At 39.4% G+C, this 22983-nt stretch carries 19 protein-coding genes and 2 pseudogenes; 17 read left to right on the forward strand and 4 right to left on the reverse strand.

Translation table 11 applies throughout. The features are described from left to right. Nucleotides 1-49: 49 nt before the first annotated feature. From ACXAEA_RS02995 to rbsK, 14 genes and pseudogenes are all read left to right on the forward strand, one after another. Entirely contained in the window at nt 50-1063 is a 1014-nt protein-coding gene (locus ACXAEA_RS02995; RefSeq protein ID WP_475094456.1) for a tripartite tricarboxylate transporter substrate binding protein, read from the forward strand. A gap of 53 nt (nt 1064-1116) precedes the next feature. Beyond that, the gene (locus ACXAEA_RS03000) at nt 1117-1569 is read left to right on the forward strand and encodes a tripartite tricarboxylate transporter TctB family protein (protein WP_475094457.1); all 453 of its coding nucleotides are present in this window, start codon (nt 1117-1119) and stop codon (nt 1567-1569) included. 8 nt (nt 1570-1577) lie between these two features. Next, nucleotides 1578-3053: a tripartite tricarboxylate transporter permease gene (locus tag ACXAEA_RS03005; RefSeq protein ID WP_475094458.1), complete on the forward strand. Its 1476-nt coding sequence runs from the start codon at nt 1578-1580 to the stop codon at nt 3051-3053. Between the two features lie 28 nt (nt 3054-3081). Then, nucleotides 3082-3819, forward strand: a complete 738-nt coding sequence (locus tag ACXAEA_RS03010; RefSeq protein ID WP_475094459.1) for a FadR/GntR family transcriptional regulator — start codon at nt 3082-3084, stop codon at nt 3817-3819. A gap of 10 nt (nt 3820-3829) precedes the next feature. Next, nucleotides 3830-4489, forward strand: coding sequence for an RraA family protein (locus ACXAEA_RS03015; RefSeq protein WP_475094460.1), 660 nt, complete (start codon nt 3830-3832; stop codon nt 4487-4489). A 23-nt stretch (nt 4490-4512) separates the two neighbouring features. Then, nucleotides 4513-5979 carry an alpha-ketoglutaric semialdehyde dehydrogenase GucD gene (gucD, locus tag ACXAEA_RS03020; RefSeq protein ID WP_475094461.1) on the forward strand — a complete coding sequence of 489 codons (1467 nt, stop codon included), beginning with the start codon at nt 4513-4515 and terminating at the stop codon, nt 5977-5979. A gap of 34 nt (nt 5980-6013) precedes the next feature. After that, nucleotides 6014-6925 carry a fumarylacetoacetate hydrolase family protein gene (locus ACXAEA_RS03025; RefSeq protein ID WP_475094462.1) on the forward strand — a complete coding sequence of 304 codons (912 nt, stop codon included), beginning with the start codon at nt 6014-6016 and terminating at the stop codon, nt 6923-6925. Between the two features lie 529 nt (nt 6926-7454). Next, nucleotides 7455-8468 carry a LacI family DNA-binding transcriptional regulator gene (locus ACXAEA_RS03030; RefSeq protein WP_475094463.1) on the forward strand — a complete coding sequence of 338 codons (1014 nt, stop codon included), beginning with the start codon at nt 7455-7457 and terminating at the stop codon, nt 8466-8468. A gap of 98 nt (nt 8469-8566) precedes the next feature. Further along, nucleotides 8567-9841: an ABC transporter substrate-binding protein gene (locus ACXAEA_RS03035; RefSeq protein WP_475094464.1), complete on the forward strand. Its 1275-nt coding sequence runs from the start codon at nt 8567-8569 to the stop codon at nt 9839-9841. Between the two features lie 258 nt (nt 9842-10099). Then, nucleotides 10100-10825 (forward strand): annotated as a pseudogene (locus tag ACXAEA_RS03040) (carbohydrate ABC transporter permease); the annotation flags it as partial. 9 nt (nt 10826-10834) lie between these two features. Continuing rightward, nucleotides 10835-11677: a carbohydrate ABC transporter permease gene (locus tag ACXAEA_RS03045; RefSeq protein ID WP_475094465.1), complete on the forward strand. Its 843-nt coding sequence runs from the start codon at nt 10835-10837 to the stop codon at nt 11675-11677. 26 nt (nt 11678-11703) lie between these two features. Next, a complete protein-coding gene (locus tag ACXAEA_RS03050) occupies nt 11704-14007 on the forward strand; it encodes a glycoside hydrolase family 31 protein (protein WP_475094466.1) in 2304 nt (767 codons plus the stop codon). A 13-nt stretch (nt 14008-14020) separates the two neighbouring features. Then, the gene (gene rpiB, locus ACXAEA_RS03055) at nt 14021-14491 is read left to right on the forward strand and encodes a ribose 5-phosphate isomerase B (protein ID WP_475094467.1); all 471 of its coding nucleotides are present in this window, start codon (nt 14021-14023) and stop codon (nt 14489-14491) included. A 19-nt stretch (nt 14492-14510) separates the two neighbouring features. Further along, the gene (gene rbsK / locus ACXAEA_RS03060) at nt 14511-15419 is read left to right on the forward strand and encodes a ribokinase (protein ID WP_475094468.1); all 909 of its coding nucleotides are present in this window, start codon (nt 14511-14513) and stop codon (nt 15417-15419) included. Between the two features lie 549 nt (nt 15420-15968). Here rbsK and ACXAEA_RS03065 read toward each other — a convergent pair. From ACXAEA_RS03065 to ACXAEA_RS03080, 4 genes are read right to left on the reverse strand one after another with little or no spacing between them, the layout of a single operon-like run. Next, nucleotides 15969-16232 (reverse strand): DUF4176 domain-containing protein, encoded by a 264-nt coding sequence (locus ACXAEA_RS03065; protein ID WP_475094469.1) that lies wholly within the window; start codon nt 16230-16232, stop codon nt 15969-15971. Beyond that, entirely contained in the window at nt 16225-16890 is a 666-nt protein-coding gene (locus ACXAEA_RS03070; protein WP_475094470.1) for a hypothetical protein, read from the reverse strand. The genes ACXAEA_RS03065 and ACXAEA_RS03070 overlap by 8 nt, the downstream gene beginning before the upstream one ends. Nucleotides 16891-16903: 13 nt before the next feature. Further along, on the reverse strand, nt 16904-17653 hold the full coding sequence (locus ACXAEA_RS03075) for a hypothetical protein (protein WP_475094471.1): 750 nt from the start codon (nt 17651-17653) through the stop codon (nt 16904-16906). A 21-nt stretch (nt 17654-17674) separates the two neighbouring features. Further along, nucleotides 17675-18754, reverse strand: coding sequence for a hypothetical protein (locus ACXAEA_RS03080; RefSeq protein ID WP_475094472.1), 1080 nt, complete (start codon nt 18752-18754; stop codon nt 17675-17677). Nucleotides 18755-19218: 464 nt separating this feature from the next. Between ACXAEA_RS03080 and ACXAEA_RS03085 the strand changes: the two genes are divergently transcribed. From ACXAEA_RS03085 to ACXAEA_RS03095, 3 genes and pseudogenes are all read left to right on the forward strand, one after another. Next, on the forward strand, nt 19219-19773 hold the full coding sequence (locus ACXAEA_RS03085) for a hypothetical protein (RefSeq protein WP_475094473.1): 555 nt from the start codon (nt 19219-19221) through the stop codon (nt 19771-19773). Continuing rightward, nucleotides 19773-22211 carry a hypothetical protein gene (locus tag ACXAEA_RS03090; RefSeq protein ID WP_475094474.1) on the forward strand — a complete coding sequence of 813 codons (2439 nt, stop codon included), beginning with the start codon at nt 19773-19775 and terminating at the stop codon, nt 22209-22211. The genes ACXAEA_RS03085 and ACXAEA_RS03090 overlap by 1 nt, the downstream gene beginning before the upstream one ends. Before the next feature lie 314 nt (nt 22212-22525). Further along, nucleotides 22526-22756, forward strand: a pseudogene (locus tag ACXAEA_RS03095) (DUF6241 domain-containing protein). The last annotated feature ends 227 nt before the right edge of the window (nt 22757-22983 follow it).

Raw genomic sequence — 22983 nt, forward strand, 5'->3', positions numbered from 1 at the left:
TATTCACAGAAAATGAAAGCGCTTAAAAATCGGGGGTGGGGGCTTGATCATGATGAGAAAATTAAATTTGTTAATTCCGATGTTTGTTCTTATTCTTTCCCTTTTTATTACAGCTTGTTCATCTAATACTTCTGGGGGCAAAAGCGATAATGATACTAAACCTGAAGACAATGTTGAAGCTAGTGGCTATCCAGAACGTAAGATAGACATTATCGTTCCTTTTGCTGCTGGGGGTGGAACAGATGCTGTTGGCCGTACTCTAGCAGATTCGTTAAAGGATATTCTTGGTGTTGAAGTAATTGTTGTCAATAAGGAAGGCGGCTCAGGCGCCGTAGGTATGAATGAGGGGTTGAATGCTAAAGCGGATGGATACACGTTAACAATGGTAACAAGAGAAGTAACATCATTACCTTTGCTTGGCACTGCTCCTTTTAAAACAATGGATTTTAAGTATGTAGGAAACCTTAATATAGACCCAGCTGTTTTGGTAGTATCTGCTGACTCAGAATATAAAACAGTTGAAGATCTAGTAGATGCTCTAAAGAAAAATGCTGGAGAAATGACATTTGCTGCTTCTGCAGTTCCTAGTTACTATGGAATACAGTTCTCGGAAGAAGCAGGTGTAGACTTTATCACTGTACCCTATCAAGGTGCAGCACCTGCAATAACTGAACTATTAGGAGGCGGAGCTGACTTTGGGATTTATAATCCTGGAGAAATTAAGTCCTATGTTGAGAGCGGACAACTGAAAACTTTGGCTGTAATGGCTGAGGAACGATTCAGTGGTTTCCCGGATACTCCAACTTTTAAAGAAAAGGGAATTAATGCTGTTTCAGGAACTTATCGAGGTATTGCTGTACCGCCTGAAACACCGGATGATGTAGTGGAAAAATTAGAAACTGCTATCGCAGAAGCCGCCAAGTCTGAAAAGTTTGTTGATTTTATGAATAAGTCGTTTTTGGGTATAGGCTACCGAAATGCAGAAGAATTCACAAGCTTAGTTGAGAATGACATAGAGGTTCTAACACCTGTTATTGAAATAGCTAAAAAACAAAATAACTAGTTCAATAGGGGGCGGTAATTTATCGCCCTCTAACTTAGAAAATAGGTGATTGTATGAGAAGTATCAACTATTTCATAGGGTTAATAATGATTATACTAGCAAGCTTTGTGATCTATGCTTCTAAGAATTTTGTTAGTATGGGAACATTTGATATTGGCGCTGATACATTTCCAAAGGTAATTGCGATTCTCACAATAATTCTATCTATTGTTTTAATCTTAACAACATATTTAAATAAGAATATATTAGGTAAGTACAAGGATGTATTCGAAAAAAGAGGATTAGTTAAAGTTGGTGTTGGCTTAGCCCTTTTCATTATCTACTTCACTATCATGAGTTATATTGGGTTCCTGATATCAACAGTTCTTTTTCTCGGGTGTTATTTATACATACTGGGAATTCGAAACTGGTATAAGATTATTGCTGTTTCCATATTGACATCTTGTATTGTGTTTTATGTTTTTTATCAATTCTTTAATGTTCAGATACCTGAAGTGCTATTTTAGGAGGTGAAATGATGTTACTTGAAGGGTTACAAGCCATTTTTTCTTCTTATAATTTATTCGTAATATTTATAGGTGTAGCTTTAGGGATTCTTGTAGGTTCCTTACCAGGCTTAACCGCAACAATGACAATAGCTCTTTTACTGCCTTTTTCCTTTGGGTTAACTCCTCTCGCATCTATCGCCTTAATGGAAAGTGTATTTATAGGTGCAATTTTTGGTGGATCTATTGCGGCCATACTGTTGCATATTCCAGGTACTCCAGCTGCTGCAGCAACTGTCTTTGATGGTTACCCATTAGCTCAGAAAGGATACGTTGGAAAGGCAATTAGCACATCAGCAGTCTCTTCTTTTATAGGCGGTACAATAAGTACGATAATGTTAATCGCTTTTTCACCTATAATTGCTAATTTTTCTTTGAAATTTAGTGCTTCAGAATTTTTTGCACTAGCAGTATTTGGATTAAGTATAATTGCGAGTATTTCCGGACGATCTGTAGTAAAAGGGTTGCTGGCAGCATGTCTTGGATTATTTATAGCAATGGTTGGAATGGATCCAATTACAGCATTTCCTAGATTCACATTTAACACTACTTCATTAATGAGTGGCTTCAATTTAATTCCTGCCTTGATTGGATTATTTGGGGTTGCTCAAATATTTATATTTATGGATCAAAAACTGGAGATTACGGAAAAGATTCAAAAAAGTATTAGTACGAAAATTATAACTTTAAGGGAAACAAAGGGAATTTTAGGAACTACTCTGCGTTCAGGCTTTATTGGTACGTTTATTGGAGCAATACCAGGCGCTGGTGCCGATATTGCTGCTTTTGTAAGTTATAATGAAGCAAAAAGGTGGTCAAAAAAGTCTGAGAAATTTGGGACAGGTATTCTAAAGGGGATTGCCGCTCCTGAAGCTGGGAATAACGGTGTTACTGGTGGCACAATGATCCCACTCTTAACTCTAGGTATACCTGGAGATGCAGCTGCAGCTGTTATGTTAGGAGCCTTTCTAATTCATGGTCTCCAGCCTGGACCAAAGCTATTTATGGAAGAAGGCGAACTCGTATATGGTCTCTTTGCTGGCATGATAGTTGCAAATATAATTATGCTAATATTGGGATTATTGTTTATCAAATATTTTGCAAAGGTTTTACAAATAGATACTCGCATTCTCATGCCTATCATCCTAGTTTTATCGGGTGTTGGTGCTTACGCTATGAATAACACGATGTTTGATGTATATGTCATGTTGGGCTTTGGATTAATGGGTTATTTTTTCATGAAAGTAGAAATTCCGGTATCTCCAATAATACTTGGAATCATTCTAGGCCCAATGGCAGAGGAAAATCTAAGAAGAGCAGTAATGCTTAATAAGGGGAGTTTTTCATTTTTATATGATAAGCCGATTACAGTAATTCTACTATTAATGGCAATTATAACGATTATATCTTCTTTAATTTCGCAAAAAAGAAAGGCGAATTCTTAGTTTTTAATACTAAAAAAAGGTGAAGATTATGTTAAAAAAATTATCGCGCACTCCAGTAGTTGAAGAGGCGCTAGGAATTATTAAAGATTTAATTTCTCAAAAATCAGTTGGAGATAAATTACCTACCGAGAATATGCTGGTCGAAAATTTAGGTGTAAGTAGGCAAACGGTCAGGGAAGTATTAATTACCTTACAAGCAGAAGGATACATTGAAATTAAAAGAGGTAAAGGTGCCTATATTATTGATCAAGAAAAATTTAACCGGGAAAAGTTCATTGAATGGGTGCAAACCAATCAGTTTAAAATTCAGGAATTAGTTGAAATGCGTATGGCAATTGAACCTTATATAGCCTCTTTAGCTGCGGAAAAGATTACTAAGGAAGAGATAATTGAGTTGTGCCATATTAATGATTCTTTAATAAAGAGTATTGCTACAAAAAATGTTGATCAAATTGTAGATAAGGATGAGCAATTTCATTACCAGTTAGTAAAAGTCTGTAGAAATAGTGGCCTTACGTTCATGTATGAGAGTTTAGTGAGCTCTTTGCGTGAATATCGTAAGAAAGCTTTTTCTCCACCTGCAAATCCAAAGTTAGTTGCAAATGCGCATAACAAAATTATCAGTGCTATAAAAAAAGGGGATAGTAAAATGGCTTATCAGGCAATGGTAAACCATATTATCGAGTCTCATGATGATATTTTAGGTACTGTAAACACACTCACAAATTCAAATAAAGCTGTTAATGATTCAAACAGTATTGATTAGGGAGGTAGTAATGAAAAAACATGTATCCTTCGATTCAGAGCTTCAAGGGAAACTATATTCTGCCGTTCTTTCAGATATATTGGACTCCTTATCTTATCGAAATCAAACGATGAATCCGTCAATTCGACCACTAACTGATAATATGGTGGTCTTTGGGAGAGCTAAAACCGTCTTAGCTGCTGATGTGTATGATATACCAAAAAAGCCTTATCAAAAACAAATTAAAGTATTGGATAGTATCCAACCGGGTGAAATATTTGTAGCTAGTATAAGTGGGTCAAAGCGTTCTGCTTTTTTCGGTGAGTTAATGTCGACTGCAACAAAAGTTGCTGGTGGAACAGGAGCAATTATTGATGGTCTCACCAGAGATTCAAAAAAGATCATAGAATTAAATTTTCCTGTCTTTTGTACAGGGTTTAGACCAACCGATTCTATGGGGAGAAATGAAGTCATAGATTACGATGTTCCAATTGAATGTGGTGGTGTCACTGTTAATCCAGGAGACCTCATTTTCGGCGATATGGATGGTGTTGTGGTAATACCACAATCTATAGAAGAAAAGGTTATTATGCTGGCATTAGAGAAAGTTGAAGGTGAAAATTTGGTTCGAGATGAAATTCTTAATGGAATGAAAGTCTCAGAGGCCTTTGATAAATATGGATTACTTTAGGTTTATAAGAGGAGGATGACGAAATGGCTGCAAAAGTAGATGTTAAACACTTTTTAAATTTTATTAACGGGACATGGGTTGAGAGTATATCTGGAACTGTAGTGAGCAGTTACAATCCTGCTGACTATCGAGTGATCGTTGGAAAGGTGCAAAACTCTACTATTAAGGACTTGAATCATGCAGTCCAAGCAGCAAAAGCTGCCAAAAGCACTTGGAAAAAATTTGGTGCTGTGGCTCGTGGGAACTTACTATTTAAAGTTGCGAATATCATGGAAAATAATCTGGATGATATAGCTGAAACCCTGACATTGGAAATGGGAAAAACTTTGCAAGAGGCAAAGGGTGAGACTGCAAGAGGTATCGCTATTCTTAGGTATTTCGCGGGAGAAGGAATGCGAAAAAATGGAGATGTGATTCCTTCTACTGATAGTGAGGCTCTAATGTTTACAACAAGAACACCATTAGGAGTTGTCGGTGTCATAACACCATGGAACTTCCCGGTTGCCATTCCTATTTGGAAAATAGCTCCGGCACTGATATATGGGAACACGGTAGTATTTAAGCCTGCAACTGAAGCGGCCGTTACTGCAGCGAAAGTAATGGATTGCTTTACCCAAGCTGGATTTCCAAACGGTGTCATTAATTTCCTAACTGGGTCTGGATCAGTGATTGGTCAGGGGATAATTGATCATAAAGATATTGATGGGATTACGTTCACTGGATCGGAATCAACAGGCAAGCTTGTTGGGCAAGGTGCCGTTGCCCGAGGAGCTAAGTTTCAAATAGAGATGGGTGGGAAAAACCCTGTGATTGTAACAGAGGATGCAGACCTTGATAATGCTGTAGATGCCACCATTAGTGGGGGTCTACGCTCGACTGGACAAAAGTGTACTGCAACAAGCCGAGTAATTGTTCATGAGATTGTATATGAAGAATTTAAGAAGAGATTAGTAGAAAAAGTTAAAAATATAAAAATTGGTTCAGGTATAGATAATCAAAGTTGGATGGGTCCTTGTGCTAGTGAAAATCAGTTGAAAACTATAAAGGGCTATATAGAACAAGGGAAATCAGAGGGTGCAACTTTATTATATGGAGGCGAAAGTCCAAAGGGTGTTGAGTATGAAAACGGTTATTATATTGAACCAACTATCTTTGATAATGTAACAAGTGACATGGTAGTAGCACAAGAAGAAATTTTTGGTCCCGTACTCGCTTTATTGAAATATCAGAAACTTGAACATGCTTTGGAAATTGCGAACGATTCTGCCTACGGGTTAAGTGCATCCATTTTTACACAGAACATCTCAAAGATGTTGACATTTATTGAAGATATGGATGCTGGACTAATACGAATCAATGCTGAAAGTGCGGGAGTAGAACTTCAAGCTCCGTTTGGAGGAATGAAATCCTCTAGTTCTGGTTCTAGAGAACAAGGTGAAGCAGCAAAAGAGTTTTTCACCTCTATTAAGACAGTTTTTGTTAAAGGATAATCAAGTCATAGTCTTATAAGAAAGTAGGGGGATTATGAAGCTTGTTACATTCTCGCATGATGGTGAACAAAGGATTGGGATTGTTGAAAACGATACCATAATTGATATCCATGCAATTTTAACTTCATCAAATTCTTTGCAGCGTAATGAAGAAGAACTGATACCGACCAATATGAAAGATCTACTAACAAAAGGGCCAGACTATCTTGATAAAACATATGCATTGATAAAGGATTACAAGAACAGAAAAGAGCAATATAATGTAAGTAAAATAGAGCATAAACTTGATGAAGTAAAGGTTGAAGCACCGATTCAAAATCCAAGTAAACTAATTTGTGTTGGTTTAAATTATTTTGATCACTGTAAAGAAGCTGGTATGGAAGTCCCAAGATCTCCTGTCATTTTTTCAAAATATAATAATGCAATTATTTCAACTAATGAAGCAATTATACTTCCATCTAACACTGATCAAGTCGATTATGAAGCTGAACTTGCATTTGTTATTGGTGAAAAAGCTAAAAATGTTAACATTAAAGAAGCAATGAATTATGTTGCTGGTTATACTATAATGAACGATGTCAGTGCAAGAGATATGCAATTTGGAGATGGACAGTGGACTAGAGGCAAAACTGCAGATACCTTTGCCCCAATTGGGCCTGTCCTGGTAACAAAGGATGAAATTGATGATCCACACACTCTGGATATAAAATTATTCCTAAATGGAGAAGTAATGCAGGACTCTAATACAAAAAACTTAATCCATGATATTCCTTCGATTATTTCTTACTTATCGGTGTCTATGACACTGGAGCCAGGTGATATTATCGCAACCGGAACACCGCCAGGAGTTGGAATGGGAAGAGAACCAAAAGTATGGTTAAAACCAGGTGATGAGGTTGTTATTGAAGTGGAAAAAATCGGTCAGTTGAGGAATTGGGTTAAGTGAATGGCGATTTTTTTTCTGAAGCATGGGTTTGAGACGCATGGACGATCAAGACCACTACGGGACATAGGGACGTTTCTCGTGTCTCCTTTGGGAGTTGAATTAAATGTGTCAGGGCGTGAAGTCGGTGTGGCTTTACGCTTGTTCTTTTTGATGTTACTGAGGGTTTTATATCGTAAATTTGATGTTGGTATCTCAATGTTTTAGTGTTTTTTGTCGGTGTGGATATAATGAGAGCTTATTTTTGTTGATTGGTTTATGATTGAATTGATGAACGATTTCCCCTTTTATTCTACTATCATTCCTTTCTATGTATTCTTCTTTTTAGCCTTGATTCTTCTATGAGTATTTTCCTGTTATTAAACTACCTTCATTATTCCTTCTTTGGATTCTGCATAAATTCTTCAATATAAATCTAAAAAAAGTAATGAAACTTATCGATTTTTAAAAAGTTTGAATTTTATATTGTTAAATATATCCTCACTTGTTATAATTAGCTCAAGTTAATCGATTAAACTATTTGGAGGCCCATGTGAAAAAGAGGAAAACTTTAAGAGATGTAGCGGACTTAGCCGGGGTTTCTACTGCAACTGTTTCTTATGTAATCAATAAGACTAAGAAGGTAAGCCCGGAGGTCGAGAAAAAAGTTTTAGATTCATTGAAAGCGCTTAACTACCATCCTGATATGATCGCTAAAAGTTTGAGAGTGCAAGAATCTAAGTTGATTGGATTAATGATTTCAGATATCTCGAACCCTTTCTTTGCTTCTGTTGTAAGGGGAATCGAGGACGAATTGATTGAAAGTGGATATAACATTCTTCTTGGTAACTCGGATTCCGATGTGGAGAAAGAGAAAAAGTATCTTAATATTTTGCTTGGCAAGAGAGTTGACGGCCTGATTATTTCGGCAGCAGGAAATACTAATTCGTATTTCAAGAGTTTAAAGAATACCGGCGTTCCTGCTGTATATCTTAACCGAAGCCCAGCTTTCACCAATCTGGATACTGTGACAACCGACAACTTTGGAGGGAGCTATAAGGCTGTTGAGCATTTAATTGATCACGGCCATACAAAGATTGGTGTCATTACCGGCATTCAATCTGTTAATACAGGCAGAGAGAGGTTCCTGGGATATAAACAGGCTCTGGAAGAACATGACATTGAGGTAAACGTTCAATGGGTTAAGGAAGGCGATTTTACAGTTGAAAGCGGCTATTTGAAAATGAAAGAACTGATGGAACAGGATGAGCCGCCTACAGCTGTTTTTGTGTCAAACAATTTCATGTCACTAGGTGTATATCAATATATAAAAGAAGTGAATTTATGTGTTCCAGAGAAAGTAGCCATCATAAGTTTTGATGATCCTGAATGGTCAACCATCGTAGAGCCAAAGCTCACAGCGGTTGAACAGCCTGCCTATGAACAGGGTATACAGGCTGCGAGGCTGATCCTTGATAAGGTCAGTGGAAAGACCCCTAACAGCCAGCAGGCAATCACATTGAATCCACGTTTAATTTTAAGGCAATCATGCGGTTGCAAAAATTAAAATAAAAGAACTTTAAGGAGGGGATGCGAAAACTAGTTTGCTTTTTTTTTACAAATTTGGTTAAACGATTAAACAAAAATAAGTAGGGGGTAAGACGTTTGAAGAAGTTTTTAGTTAATTTGTTAACCGTATTTTTGATAGTAGGTTTGATTTCAGGCTGTGCTTCAAATAAGCAAACAAATAGTGACGCGGAGAAGAAAGATGGGGAACCTACTACGATTACTTGGGCGGTTTTTAAAGATCCAACGCCTGCTGTAGATAAATTAGTAGAAGAATTTGAGAAGAAAAACCCGGATATTAAGGTTAACTTGCAAATCCTTCCCGCTGGAAGTGACAAGATTCATACTGCTTTGGTAACTTCCCTCGGAGCTCAGGATGACAGCATTGATATCGTTTCATTAGATATTATCTGGCCAGCAGAATTCGCATCTGCCGAATGGATCGTTCCTCTTGATAAGTATTTTGCAAAGGAAAGCCAGGAAGGTTTCCTGAAAGGTCCTATGGAAGGTGTTACATACAAAGATAAGGTTTATGCAGCTCCTTGGTATACAGATGCTGGTGTTCTTTTCTACCGTTCTGATATTGTCCAGACACCTCCAAAAACTTGGGATGAGTTATTGCAAATGGCTAAGGACGGAAGCGGCAAGAACGGAACTGAAAATGGATTCGTATTCCAGGGTAAGCAATTTGAAGGCTTAGTAACAAACTATCTTGAGTTTTTATGGTCAAACGGAGGACAGGTCCTGGATGGGGACAAAGTTGTCCTGAACAGCCCGGAAGCTGTAGAAGCATTACAGTTCATGGTTGATCTTGTACAAAAGGAAAAAGTTGCGCCTAAGGGTGTAACTACTTATGAAACAGAGGATAGCCGACGCTTGTTTACTGAAGGAAAAAGTGTTTTCGTGAGAAACTGGCCATATGTTTGGGCGAAGAGTACTGAAGCGGAATCCAAGGTTTCAGGCAAGGTTGGAATCGCCCCGATGCCTAAGGGACCAAATGGGGACTCTGGTGCAGCGTCTCTGGGCGGCTGGAATCTTTCAATCAGCAAGTTTTCTAAAAACCAGGATGCAGCATGGAAATTCATTGAGTTTGCGATCAGTGAAGAAGGTCAAAGAATCAACGCGGTTGATGGCGGACGTATTCCTACATTAGAAAAGCTTTTCAAGGATGAGCAAGTATTGGCGCAAAACCCTCACTTCGAAGATTTCTATCCAGTATTCTTGCAGGCGAAGCCAAGACCAGTTTCACCGCAATACCCAGCAATCTCAGAAAAAATCCAGATCCATGTCCATAATGCATTGAATGGAGAAGAAACAGCAGAGGAAGCAATTGAAAAAGCTGCTAAGGAAATTGAACAAGTAATAAAGAAATAAAGGTGATTTTGGCGGATGGTGAGAGACATACTCCCATCCGCTGACTAAGAGGTGGGAAAGGTGCAAATACCAACAGATGTAGTTCAGCAAAAACAGGCTGTTACCAAAAAGACGAAGAGCAAAGAAAAAATCACTGAACAAAGAACAGGCTATTTACTGGTCTTCCCGGCTATTATCATCATTGCAATTGTATCTCTATATCCCATCTTAAGAACAGTATGGCTAAGCTTGCATTCGATGCAGCTGCAATTCATGAGTGAAACTAGATTCATCGGGCTGGAAAACTATCAATTTTTAATCAGTGACTATCGCTTCTGGCATTCCGTAGGGAACACAGCCTATTTTACAGTGATTTCTGTTGGAATGGAACTGTTGCTTGGGATTCTTGTAGCCTTGTTGATTAATAGGCCATTCAGAGGCCGAGGGCTTGTCCGCGCCTCTGTGCTGATTCCCTGGGCAGTTCCGACCGTTGTTGCAGCAATGATGTGGAAATTCATCTATGATGATCAGCTTGGAATTTTGAACGATATTTTGTTCAAGTGGGGAATCATTGATTCTTATCAAACGTTCCTTGGAACAGAGTCAAGCGCGATGTGGTCGATGATCTTTGCAGATGTCTGGAAAACGACTCCGTTTATGGCCTTACTTTTACTAGGGGGATTGCAGACGATTCCAAAGGATATTTATGAATCTGCAGATATTGATGGCGCAAATAAAATTCAGCAGTTTTTCTCGCTTACATTGCCTTTGCTGAAGCCGACCATACTGGTTGCGCTGTTATTCAGGACACTGGATGCATTCAGGGTGTTTGACTTGCCGTGGGTATTGACAGGGGGCAGCGTCGAATCTATTTCGATTTACGCTTATCAGTCATTATTCACGAATCTTAACTTTGGTCTTGGATCTGCCCTTTCGTTTTCGGTATTTATTTTTGTTATGCTAATAAGCCTTTTCTATATTAAAGTACTCGGAGTAAAGAGGTAGGTGAATGGAATGAGCAAGAAGTCAGGTTTGATTATCGGTAAAAAAATCGGTTTTGGGATAGCGGTTACTTCATTTTTGATCATCGTTTTGTTCCCTTTTATATGGCAGTTGATTACATCTTTAAAACCACCAGCTCAATTATACAAAATGCCTCCTGATTGGTGGCCTGAGGAATTTTTCTTTGAAAACTACATTAACACTTTTATCAATTATCCTTTTGCGAATTACATCCTCAACAGTGTGCTCGTTGCGGGAATCACAACTTTTATCTGCCTGGTGGTGGCTTCGTTCGCTGCCTATGCTGTTGCCCGTCTGGATATTAAAGGGAAAAACTTCATTTTGATGATTGTGCTAACGGTATCGATGTTTCCGCCAATCGCGATTATTAGCCCTTTATATTTAATGATGAAAAACGTCGGATTGCTGAATACATACATGGCTTTGGTCATTCCTTATACTACCTTTGCCCTGCCGCTAGCAATCTGGAATTTATCAGCCTTCTTTAAAACGATTCCATTTGAGCTTGAGGAGTCAGCGAAAATGGATGGTGCCTCCATTTTTCAAACGTATTTTAAGGTCATTTTACCATTGGCGCTTCCAGGAATATTTACAACGGCAATTATCGTGTTCATCACGGCTTGGAATGAATTCCTGTTTGCATTGACATTCAACACAAAGGAATTGATGCGTACCGTTCCTGTAGGCATCTCAATGTTCCAGGGCCAATATGACCTGCCATGGGGAGAAATTGCTTCAGCCACGATCATCGTAACGGTCCCTTTGATCATCCTTGTGCTGTTCTTTCAGAAGAGAGTGGTTTCAGGCCTTACATCTGGTGCGGTTAAAGGGTAATTGACATCTTAAGGAGTGGAATACTAGTGCTAGAAATTAAGGAGTATACCGTTAATGGAAGTGATATTTCCTTTGGAACAGAGCAAAACAAAGGAATTATTCTAAGGCTTATTAATGACTCAGTTGTGAATGTCCGTGCTATCGCAGCAGAGGATACGATTGCCACTCGAGGCATGAAAAGAAGCGAAGTTAAGTTTAAACTGTCTGAAACCGATGATGATTATTTGGTGGAGACGGAGGGCTTGATTGTAAAAGTACATAAAAAGAATTTATTGATTACATTTTTAGACCTGGAAGGAAAGGTCATTAATGAAGATCATAAGAAAAATCTTGCATCTGAAACGCCGGCATCTTGCTATAAAGTGCTGAAGGAAAATGAGCAGATCTTTGGGTGCGGTGAACATGCGGGTTTCATTAATCATCGAGGAAAAAAGGTGAAATTCTGGAATTATGCTGAGCCCAAGCATTTTAATACAATCTCGAATGAAATGTATCAGTCAATCCCATTTTATATCAGTAAAGATAATGAGACTGTTTATGGTTTGTTTTATGATAATTCATTCCGAAGCTCTTTTGATTTCGGTGTTGAGAGCGAAGAATATATCTCCATTGGCGCGGATGGTGGAGAACTAAATTATTATTTTATTTATGGTGAATCGATTAAAGAAGTTCTCGGGTTATATTCAGGCCTGACTGGCACATCGCCAATGCCGCCACTATGGTCACTTGGCTACCACCAATCAAAATGGTCCTACTATCCCGAAAAACGGGTATATGAGGTAGCCAACACTTTCAGGGAAAAAAATATCCCATGTGATTCCATTCACCTGGATATCGACTACATGGATAATTATAAAATCTTCTCGTTTAATCAGGACCGGTTCCCGAACCCGAAGAAGATGTTCTCTAATTTAAGCGACAAGGGCTATAAAATGATTGCTATTGTGGACCCTGGCGTCAAAAGAGAGGCTGGGTATGATGTTTATGAACAGGGTCAGCAAAACGACTTCTTCTGCAAGTATCCGAACGGTGAGGATTTTATAGGGGATGTCTGGCCGGGCGGCTGTGCCTTCCCGGACTTCACAAATCCTGAAGTGCGGAATTGGTGGACTGGTCTGAACAAGGAATTTTTAGAGTTAGGCTTAAAGGGGATTTGGAATGACCTGAATGAACCTTCTATTTTGGTCGAGCCGCACACGATGTCGAACGATGTCATCCATCGTACTGAACAAGGGGACAAGACTCATGCTGAGATCCATAACCTGTATGCGAATTACGAAGCGATGGCAACATGGTCCGGCTGGGAGGAGTTTGATCCTCATGCACGTCCGTTCATTTTAAGTAGGGCAGGATTTGCCGGTATCCAGAAGTATGCGGCCGTTTGGACTGGCGACAATACTAGCAGCTGGGATGCATTGCTTGTTTCAATTCCAATGTTCATCAATCTAGGGCTGTCCGGAATCCCGTTCGTTGGAGCTGATGTCGGAGGTTATGCGGGTGACTGTTCTGAAGAACTGCTGATAAGGTGGACCCAGCTTGGCGCATTCACACCGCTATTCAGAAACCATACACGGAAGGAAGTCAGGGACCAGGAGCCTTGGGCATACAGTGAAAAAGGTGAAGCAATTATGCGCAAGTTCATCCAGCTGCGTTATAAGCTTCTTCCATATTTGTATACAGCCTATCGCGAGACGCATGAAAAGGGATACCCATTGCTTCGTCCAATGCTTTTTAATTATGAAAATGACCAGAATACACACGGTATATCTGACCAATTCATGATTGGTGATCATTTGATTGTGGCACCGATTTATATGCCAGGTCAAAATTATCGCGCCGTTTATCTACCAGAAGGCGTATGGTATGACTATTGGAGCAATGAACAGTATCAGGGTGGCCAATTTATTGTCGCCAATGCATTAATTGATTCCATGCCGATTTTTGTAAAGTCAGGAGGAGTGATTCCTGAATATCCGGTTATGAATTACGTAGGGGAAAAAGAAGTTGATGAACTTACATTGAATGTGTATTTTGGCGATGGTGAGTACATGTATTACGAAGACAATGGCACTGATAAGGATTACCTCGACGAGAAATTCAATAAGACTTTAATAACTGCTAATAAAGGGGAAAGTGAATTTACCATAGATATTTCCTCTCAATTTACAGGTTATGATTCGAAAGTTACAACATATCGGTTTATGCTTAACGGCTTTGACTCGGTTTCAAATATAACCGTAAATGGAAAAGAAGTACCCTTTTCGCAGTCAGAGAAAGTGGAGTTCAAGGTGAAGGCAGAAAAAGAAATTAAATTAAAAATAACTTATTAGGGAGAGATTTATTATGAAAATTGCAATTGGATCTGACCACGCGGGCTTTCCTTTAAAAAAACCAATTGTTGAATTCCTTGAGATGAGAGGCCATGAAGTGAAAGACCATGGAAGTTATGATCCAAATCCAGTAGACTTTCCCGATATTGCGAAAAAAATCGGCGCATCAATCAATGAAGGGTCGGCTGACCGGGGAATCATGGTTTGCGGAACAGGTGTAGGAGCGGCAATTGCATCAAATAAGATTCCTGGAATCAGAGCATCTGTGTGCCATGACGTTTATTCAGCGCATCAGTGTGTCGAGCATGATGATGTAAATGTTCTATGCATCGGGGCGCAAATAGTTGGTGACCGACTCGCATATGATTTATTGGATGCTTTTTTAAATGCTAAGTTCAAAGAAGAAGAACAATTCATCCGCCGAGTCCAGAAGCTGCATGAAATGGAACGTGAATGTGCAGTTAAGTTTGCTGAAAGCAAATAATTAAAGGGATTGAGTTTGTATGAATGAAATATTAATCCTCGGCAGTTATAACATGGATTTATCAACATCTGTCATAACATTTCCGAAACCTGGTGAGACTGTCCGTGGTCTCGGTTTCCAAAAAGGCCATGGAGGCAAGGGATCTAATCAGGCGATTGCGGCTAAAAGGTTAGGCGGCAAAGTATCATTCGCTGGCTGTGTAGGAGACGATGTTTTCGGAAAAGAAGCGGTGGAGATGTTTGTGGAGGAAGGAATCGTTACCCAGCATCTGCTTATCGATGAAGAGGCGGCAACAGGCACAGCAATTATTATGGTAGATGAATCAGGAGAAAATCAGATTGTTGTAAATCCAGGAGCCAATAATCAATTACTTCCAACCTATATTGAGAGTAATCTGGATTTTACCGGTATAAACTGGCTGTTAGTTCAATTAGAGATTCCTTTTGAAACTGTTAAAAGAGCGGTTGAGTTGGCTGCGAAAAATGATGTGAGGGTTATCCTTAATCCAGCACCTATCTCAAATGATATTTTAGAAATCCTTCCTCTTGTTGATGTTTTAACTCCAAATGAAACAGAGGCTGAGATCCTGACGGGGATTCCGGTCAATTCGATTGAAGATACGGAAAAAGCGGCAAAGTGGATTCTTAATAAAGGGGTAAAAGCAGTTGCCATTACACTTGGTGCAAACGGGGTTTTTATTGCAACAGAGGATTTTGGTGGTTATGTCTTCGAACATATTCCATCGATAAAGATAAAAACTGTTGATACAACAGGTGCCGGTGACTGCTTTAACGGCGCACTGGTAGTTGCCTTGTCAGAAGGCAAAAGCTTGAAAGAAGCAGCGATCTTCGCAGTCAAAGCAGCTGCTAAATCTGTACAGAAAAAGGGCGCTGGCGACTCGATGCCATATAGAGAAGAAGTAGAGTGAAGTATCAAATTTAGTAATTTTAAAACGTAAGATTGCCATATTTCTGAATTACGAGGATGATTTATTTTGCCCATCACAATACGTGATGGGCATTTTTATTTGTAAGTGATTATTAGAGTATCGGAAAACCATATGAAACGGCGAACCTTTGCGCACTTTTTGCCATTCATCCAGATGACGGCTTCAGACAGTAATGGGCTTAGCAGTAGTAATGACATTATATCTTATAAAATCTTTAAGCACTGCTAGACTAAAGTGAACTATTTTTAAAAGACACGGGGACAGTTCTCGTGTGCTTCCAAGATCCTTTGTATAATATAAAATTTTTAATCTAGCTAAGTAATTGGCTAATTGAAATCGCAAGAACCGACTTCCATTGAAACGGTTCCTTTCCACCAATGAACTGATGTGCATCCATAAAGTAAAAGTTGAAAAACAAACAGTTTGGGTCCAATCAGACAAAAAGGCGACCTTTCTTTAAAGAAAGGTCGCCTTTTTACCAGTAAAGTGGTATTTAGTTACTTAACTTGATGGATTTGGAGAACATCCCTATGCTTCCTTTGATCTTAGGGTTTCATTCGCAAACTCTATCTCTTCTTCATCCTGGAAGCCGATGAAGAAGACTTTTTGGATTTGATCGTGATTGAATAGATACATATACTCTTCGTTTAAATTTCCTTCTGGGTAAAGGCAAGCAATATAATCCCATACTTTATCAGATTTTATTTCCTTTTGCTGCCTTCCGTAGATCATGATTCTCTTTGTTCCGCCGTTTAGCAGTACAATGGAGCCGATTGGCAAGTATTTATCCATTTTTTTGAGCCTCCTTTTTTGTTCGAATCATACTCATTCCTAATACTGTAGCTGGAAAAAGTGCTAGTACAGATCCCATAAAGAACTGATAAGAAGACTTTACAGTATCCGGATGGATGAAGGCTGCCTCTCTTATGCTTATTAAAGCAGCAAACATTAGAGCTATGATCCCTACAGCCAAAATAGACCCTATTACATAAGCTTTGCGATTATTCATGCTCCTTAATTTTGGTGAAGAGATGAATAGAGACAATACAAGCAGAAGGACAGCACCTGCAAGATAGAGGAGGAAGGTTAACTGAGAGTAGTTTACTTCCTCAATAATTTGTCCTTCCTTGACTCCGATCGTATACATCCCATTTGATGTTAGGAGCAGTTGAATGCTTATTACTATAAGGTAAAAGAATAAAAAGCGACCTGACTCAACCCAGGTTTTGTACTTTTTGGATAGTGATAATCCATAGCCAAAGAGCGCAATCGAACAGATTAGTAAAATGATAAAACTTATATTCAACCAGCTTGGCAGGATTGAGAAGGACTGTAAATTTATTAGTGAAATAAACAGGCTGATCAGGAAGAACGCTATCGTCACAAATCTGATATTTTTTTGCATCTCTTCGTGGTTTGTATATACAGACCGAGTTTTAACCGTTTTCATTGTATTCCCCTCTCTAACTAGGTAACAACAGAGGCAAGTTTTCTAACTTGGTCTCTCTCAGAATGACCTTGTCACCTATATCTGAATGGATTGTGGTCGCTGTTTTGATATTCCCGTACTCATTTGCCACAACTGTCATTGTAGTTTCTCTATGACGAAGGCTCTCAGTCAAAAAGACTGTTGTGTTTTGCGAGTGAACCGCATTTAAGATAGTGTGAATCGATTTTGGAGGTAGATTCATATTTTCACAGTGTGTGAAAAGAGCATCCGTACCTTGTTCAGAAAAAATCTCTAATAATTTTTCAAAATCAGAAAGAGATACATCCAATTGTAATTCATTCACTTGGTTCATTTTCTCGTAGTTGTCGGAAACCGCGGATTGTACTTCACTGTGAAAGGCCTGAGAATCCACTAATGACATTGAATAGTGAGTGGGGCCTACTTTTACGACAACATTCTTTGAAGTTCCTTCTCCTTTATATATAATGGTTCTTATTTCTTCATCTTCTATAATTGTAATTACTTGTTCAGCTGTGAAAATTCCTGCCAAGTGATCCATTAAATCGACTGCTATATATGGTTTTCCTTCTTCATTCAATTTTAAAAATCCTTTTGAATAAGATAATTGGCAAAAATCCTTCCATTCTCTCTCCATTTTTCCAGAGGAAAAGTCGACGAAAGGGTCTTCGATGAAAAGAGGAAATGGCTGCTCAATGATCACGAATAAAAAGCCAATATCAGTTGCCGATAAATCATATGTCATCCTGAGGTCTCCTTTACTCATCTAACCTGGTGCCACCTCTCCAGTTTTGGGTTTAGATTTAAATAGACTGCCTGCCCATTCAGCCGCACCCTTTACAGCACTACCGACAGCTTCTACACCATCCCCAACTACATCCTGAACCACGCCTAATGTAGACTTTTTCTTCTTTCCGCTGCCCCATACTTCAGCTTTGAGAAGTTTATCTCCAACATAAGCTGAGAGGACACCTACACCTGCACCAATGACAGCACCTGCAACAGTTCCCACTCCTGGTGCGATAAAGGTGCCGACTGCTGCGCCGATTTTTGCACCAGCAATTCCAACACCAACTGATGCCCCACCTGCGATCACTGCGTTACTAACCTTTCTTTCTACGGATATTTTCTTTTCTGTAGTCAATTCTTTATATGCTTCTGCTCCACCCGAAACCCAAGGAGCCACCTTTGATACTACATTAATCCCTTTAACCCACTTAGAGATCTTGTAAAGCTTCGAGGCATGAGGGTATTTGTTATTTTTGATGTTTTCAATAGTATATCTTCTTGCTAAACCATGTCCACCATGGTAAGTCTCACTGTTTAAAACTTTTAGATACTTACCATCCACAATAAATCTTGGCAGGTGGTAATAAGCAGGAAGTCCAGATAACGGCAACTCGACCAACATATCCCGGATTAAGTTAATTTCATTGTGAGTCAAAAAGTCCGCCAGCCCTTGTTCCCAGCGAACAGCATTGGTGGATTTGACCTTATCAGGAGTTTTTTCATTACTAGGATTCTTGCAAAATTCTAATACTTGAGCTCCTTTATTATTCATTTTTAAAATGGATTGAGCCCGTTTCTCAATGTGTTTCTCTGCATTTTCATATTTTTGTGTCGCAAGATTTATAAAGAATTTAAGTGCTTTCACGTGAGTTTCCAATTCCTGAATCTTTCGATTGGAAAACGACATAGAAGAGCCAATTCCTTTACAAGCTTTAATTCGAGAATCGACCGTATTATTTAATGAGAAAAGCTGGGATTCAAGTTGATCTAATTTCGAGGATATTCTTTGAAGACTTGTACCTGCATTCCTTACTGTGTCGATATTGAGTTTAATCATTCCAGATAATCGCCTCCTTTGCTGTTACCATTTCAATTTTAATCCCTTCTGGCCATTTTGAAGTAGACACGATACCAAAATGTTATAACAAATCATCGATTTTAACAATATTTAACATTATTTTTAGGTAGTAAAATAAAACTAATACTAAACAGCATGTTCGTGGTGTAGAACTATCCAGATCATTAGGCTATATGAGAATGTACAAACAGGAATTTTGTTCTATCCGAAGTGAACTAAACAGGTTGTTGGATAGGAATCTTAGAAATAAGCAAGGAGGACTCCGTGCCAAACTAAGATTATTATTCTATTGTTTTTTAAGTAGGGGAATGTGAGTTTGGGGGATAAAAGATCCGTTTTCATATCCACTAAAAATAGCACCAGTCAAAACGAGCCTTTTTTCCTAAAGATTCCATATGGTTTTCCGATATAACAAATAAACCCATTTTATTGGAGTGAATGATATGGATGATCAAACATTTTTGGAAGTGTTGTTATTTGCTAATTTACAACCTGGAGAGATGAAGCGGAAGTTGCTGTTGAACCCTAATATGAATCAGGGGATTGATGTAACAACGCAAAATGGAGAGGTGCTTTACAGCTTCCAGCCTGGTGTGAGTACGGAGGGGGCAGCCCTGATGCAGGATGGTGAGAAAATTGCCTCCATTCGCGATGGGGTGCATGGTACGGCGGTTATTGATAATGGACTGGGTGAAACTGCTGTGGCGTACCCTGACCTATTCGGCAGCAAGATCATCGATCATGGTGAGGGGGTTATTGGATTTACTCGTCCTGCGTTCGATGGTGGCCTGGAATTGCAAAATCAGTTCCATCAGCAGATTGCCTCTCTTGAAGGCAGAGAGATGCTGATAGAAAAGAATGCGAATGCTTTTGATTTCAGTACCTCGATCCCCGGCAATTCTTTCGGGTCATCAGCGGAGTTGTACGAAGCGACGGATGTGGCGGATGATGCAATGGATCTTTTTGATGCGGCAAGTGTGCTGGGAGATCTATTTTGATGGTTGCTGCAAAGTACACGCAGTCATCCGAAAGGCTGAAATCGATTCTTCCTGAAAAAGTATACCAGGAGCTTGAAGCATTCGCAGCCTTTGAGGCAGAAGAAAAATTCTCTAGCATTTATGAAATATTGAACAGGCGTTTCGAAAAAATGAATGATTTAGTTTTAGAAGTTACGGAACTTGAAAAATCAGGGCAGGAAATCAATGTTCAGGAAGTTCAGCGGCTTTTTTTCGAAATTGCCAATCCAAAAGAAATGCATGAGGATTTGAAAAGAGCGTTTCATTTTAGCGAAATCAGCCGCAAGTATAATTATTTTTTAAAAGAAATGAAAGACAATCCATACGGTTCACTTTTTTCAAAGCTATCGTTGCCTGAACAGGCATTTACATACCTTGATTCTCAAATTTTAATAGAGGCTGAACCTGCATTCGAAGCACTGGAATCGTATACAATTCTTGTGAAAAATCATTTCGAGCTGATCCGCAGTGAAAAATCCGCAAAGGGAATTAAGCTGTTTGTGAAATTGATTGCTAAAAGTATGAGCTTTGCGGTGCTTGGGCCGATGGGCTCGATTGGCGCCGGCATCTTCGTGAACGCGTTGTTTGACCAGAAGACCGCGATTGGCCGTTCCATGAATGATGTAGGAGATCAGTTTGACGAATATGAAGCGGAATTGAATAATTCTCTGGACAACATGGAAATCGCATACCGTTATGTGCTGATGAGTTTATATGGCGGGGCGCTTCTCAAGGTGAATGAAGCGCTGGAGAATCATTACCTGGAAGTCCATGCGCTTAATCTGAAAAGGAAGAAATACAGCCTGAAATATATTGAAGCAGAGGAAGTCAATACACGCTTGTGGGCTGAAAGACAAATCTACATGATCAAACGGAAGATAGCAGAAGAGAAATGGTATGAAGTTCATGCAATGACTGATCGATTTTACCATTATGTAAGAACGAACCCGGGGATGGGTCCGGTCCTGCTGACGAACGGGAGAAGCCTTGGACGGGAAAGCTTTTTGCTGAAATACTTTGTCGTTTCTAAAATAGCCGAAGTGCTGAGGTCCGAAGGGAATCCGGGATGGGCCGAATATGTCGGGAATATGATCAAACAGCTTCCTTTTACGGTAAAAAAGGAGGAGGCAAAAGAATTTGGCGCTAAGCTACCTGCAGAATGGGGCATGCTGCTGGTCCATTACGCTTTGGTGAACAAAGAGTTGGCGACGGTCACGGTTTATTTGGATTATACATATCGAATTGTAAGAAGAATATTGAATGAATGGGACATCCCTGATGAGGAACGGTTCCCGGAGAATGAAGTGGATTGGAATATCGCTTTTGGGTATGTTGTTTCCCTTTTTGCCGAAGATCGATTGAAGCTTCAGCATTCAATGGCAACATATCATGATGAATTCTTGCTGAATCGTCCGCTGGCTAAAGAGCTTTATAGCTGGTATTCGAAGGTTGCTGGAAAGGACAAGCTGAGCCTCTATTTGTGGGTATTGGTCCAGATTGCGAATGCGGCAGTTATCATCTCGCCTCTTGTGAAAACTGGAATGAAGTTGGGAGGCTTGTTGAAGTCTGGCTTCCGGCATGTCGGCGGATGGCTGGGAATGAATGGCGGGAAGCTGGCTAAAAATACAGTGAAGTTAGCGGCCATCTTGCTGCTGATTTATGGAGGATATCAGTATAAAGATGAAATTCTTGAGGCGGCGGCTAGTATGACAGCGGGGGATTCTGCCGAGGGGGAAGTTTATGAGGATAACTGGAATGATGAAGAAGCTGCGGAAAGTTATGGCGAGAGCGATTTTACAGAAGAAACCGTAAAAGAGAGCTTGGGTGAGGGCGAGGAAACCTTTGAAAACGATCAACAGGATTTATCTGCATCGCAAGACGAATCGGCTGGATCGACAGATGAAGAAGAAGTTTCAGAAGTCGAGCTGGCTGGCGAGTCGGAAGCAGTGGCAAACGATGCAGTTTCGGAAGAGGAGCTTGCTGATGCATCGCAGCCTGAACTACACATCTACAGGTTGGGATCCGCTGGGTTCCAATTGAACGGAAGGACTTTTGGAGCTCTTTTAGAACAACAGACTGCTCCAGCCACAGATACACCATACTCCCTTGTTATTACTGAAGAACTTCAAGACGGCATGTATGTCTATTCGGAAGAGGTATTGCATTCCGAACCTGAGGGGATTTGGGCAACCAGATTAATAGAAGAACAGAGTCAACTGCTTGCTGTCACTTATTCTGGTTCAAAAAGCGTTGATATTTTTAAGGTAAATGCAGAAGGAGTCATTGTCGAAAAGCATGAGGTCTTTGCTGAACTCTTCACCGCTTATCCAGATATGTTCACCTATACCGAAGCCGACACCATGGAAATGAGGAAAATTACTATAATCGCCGGGGAATACGTGGATGAGGTTGAAAACTGAGTTTGTGACAAGTAGTTGATGAAGGTTGAAAATCGAGTGTGTGTGATAAGATAGGAAATTAATCGGATGTAAAACTGATTGTGTCTTTATGTTACGAGACCTACAAAGTCCTAAACAATGTTGAGAATTATCAAGAAGAAAATCTGATTATGAAGCAACGGCTGCAGTCCCGAGGAACCTAAGGATGAAAAGTCACCTTATGCAACGGAACCGGAAGAATATGAAGAGCAATCAAAAACATAGGCGGACAAATCTTTGAGCTAGAATTGACTGATGTAACAACAGAAAGTGAGATTATCGAAATCATGCACAAGATGACTCATCAAAAAGTCAAAGCTGAAGATAAAAGGGGAGCAATTCCTATGTCAGGCCATACAGTTTCATAAGTTCTCGAATTCCTGGAGAAATTCAACTTTTCTTCAAAAGAAGACCTAATTGACATCGCGGAAAAATGGGAAAAAGGAAACTTTCAGACTGATGATTATGATCACAACTATTCTAAAAATGTCAGGGCAACACAGTCGGTAGAGCTTACGGCATATTGAGCTCAGCTGGGGAAGAAGAATTTATTAAGAATAATTTCTAAGGGAGGAGGCATGAAGAGCGATTGTGCTTCCTTTTTTATTACAGTAAACTTCTTTGTTTTACATAGGCAGGAGTATAAATGCCTTTACATTCCCTCATTTCTTTTACTTTTATATAAAAATTACTTTCTCAGATGATTAAATAACTCCATTAATAGACAAAATGTGATTTTATTTTTAGAAAATAG

This window comes from Mesobacillus sp. ABV4_180 (assembly GCF_056158485.1).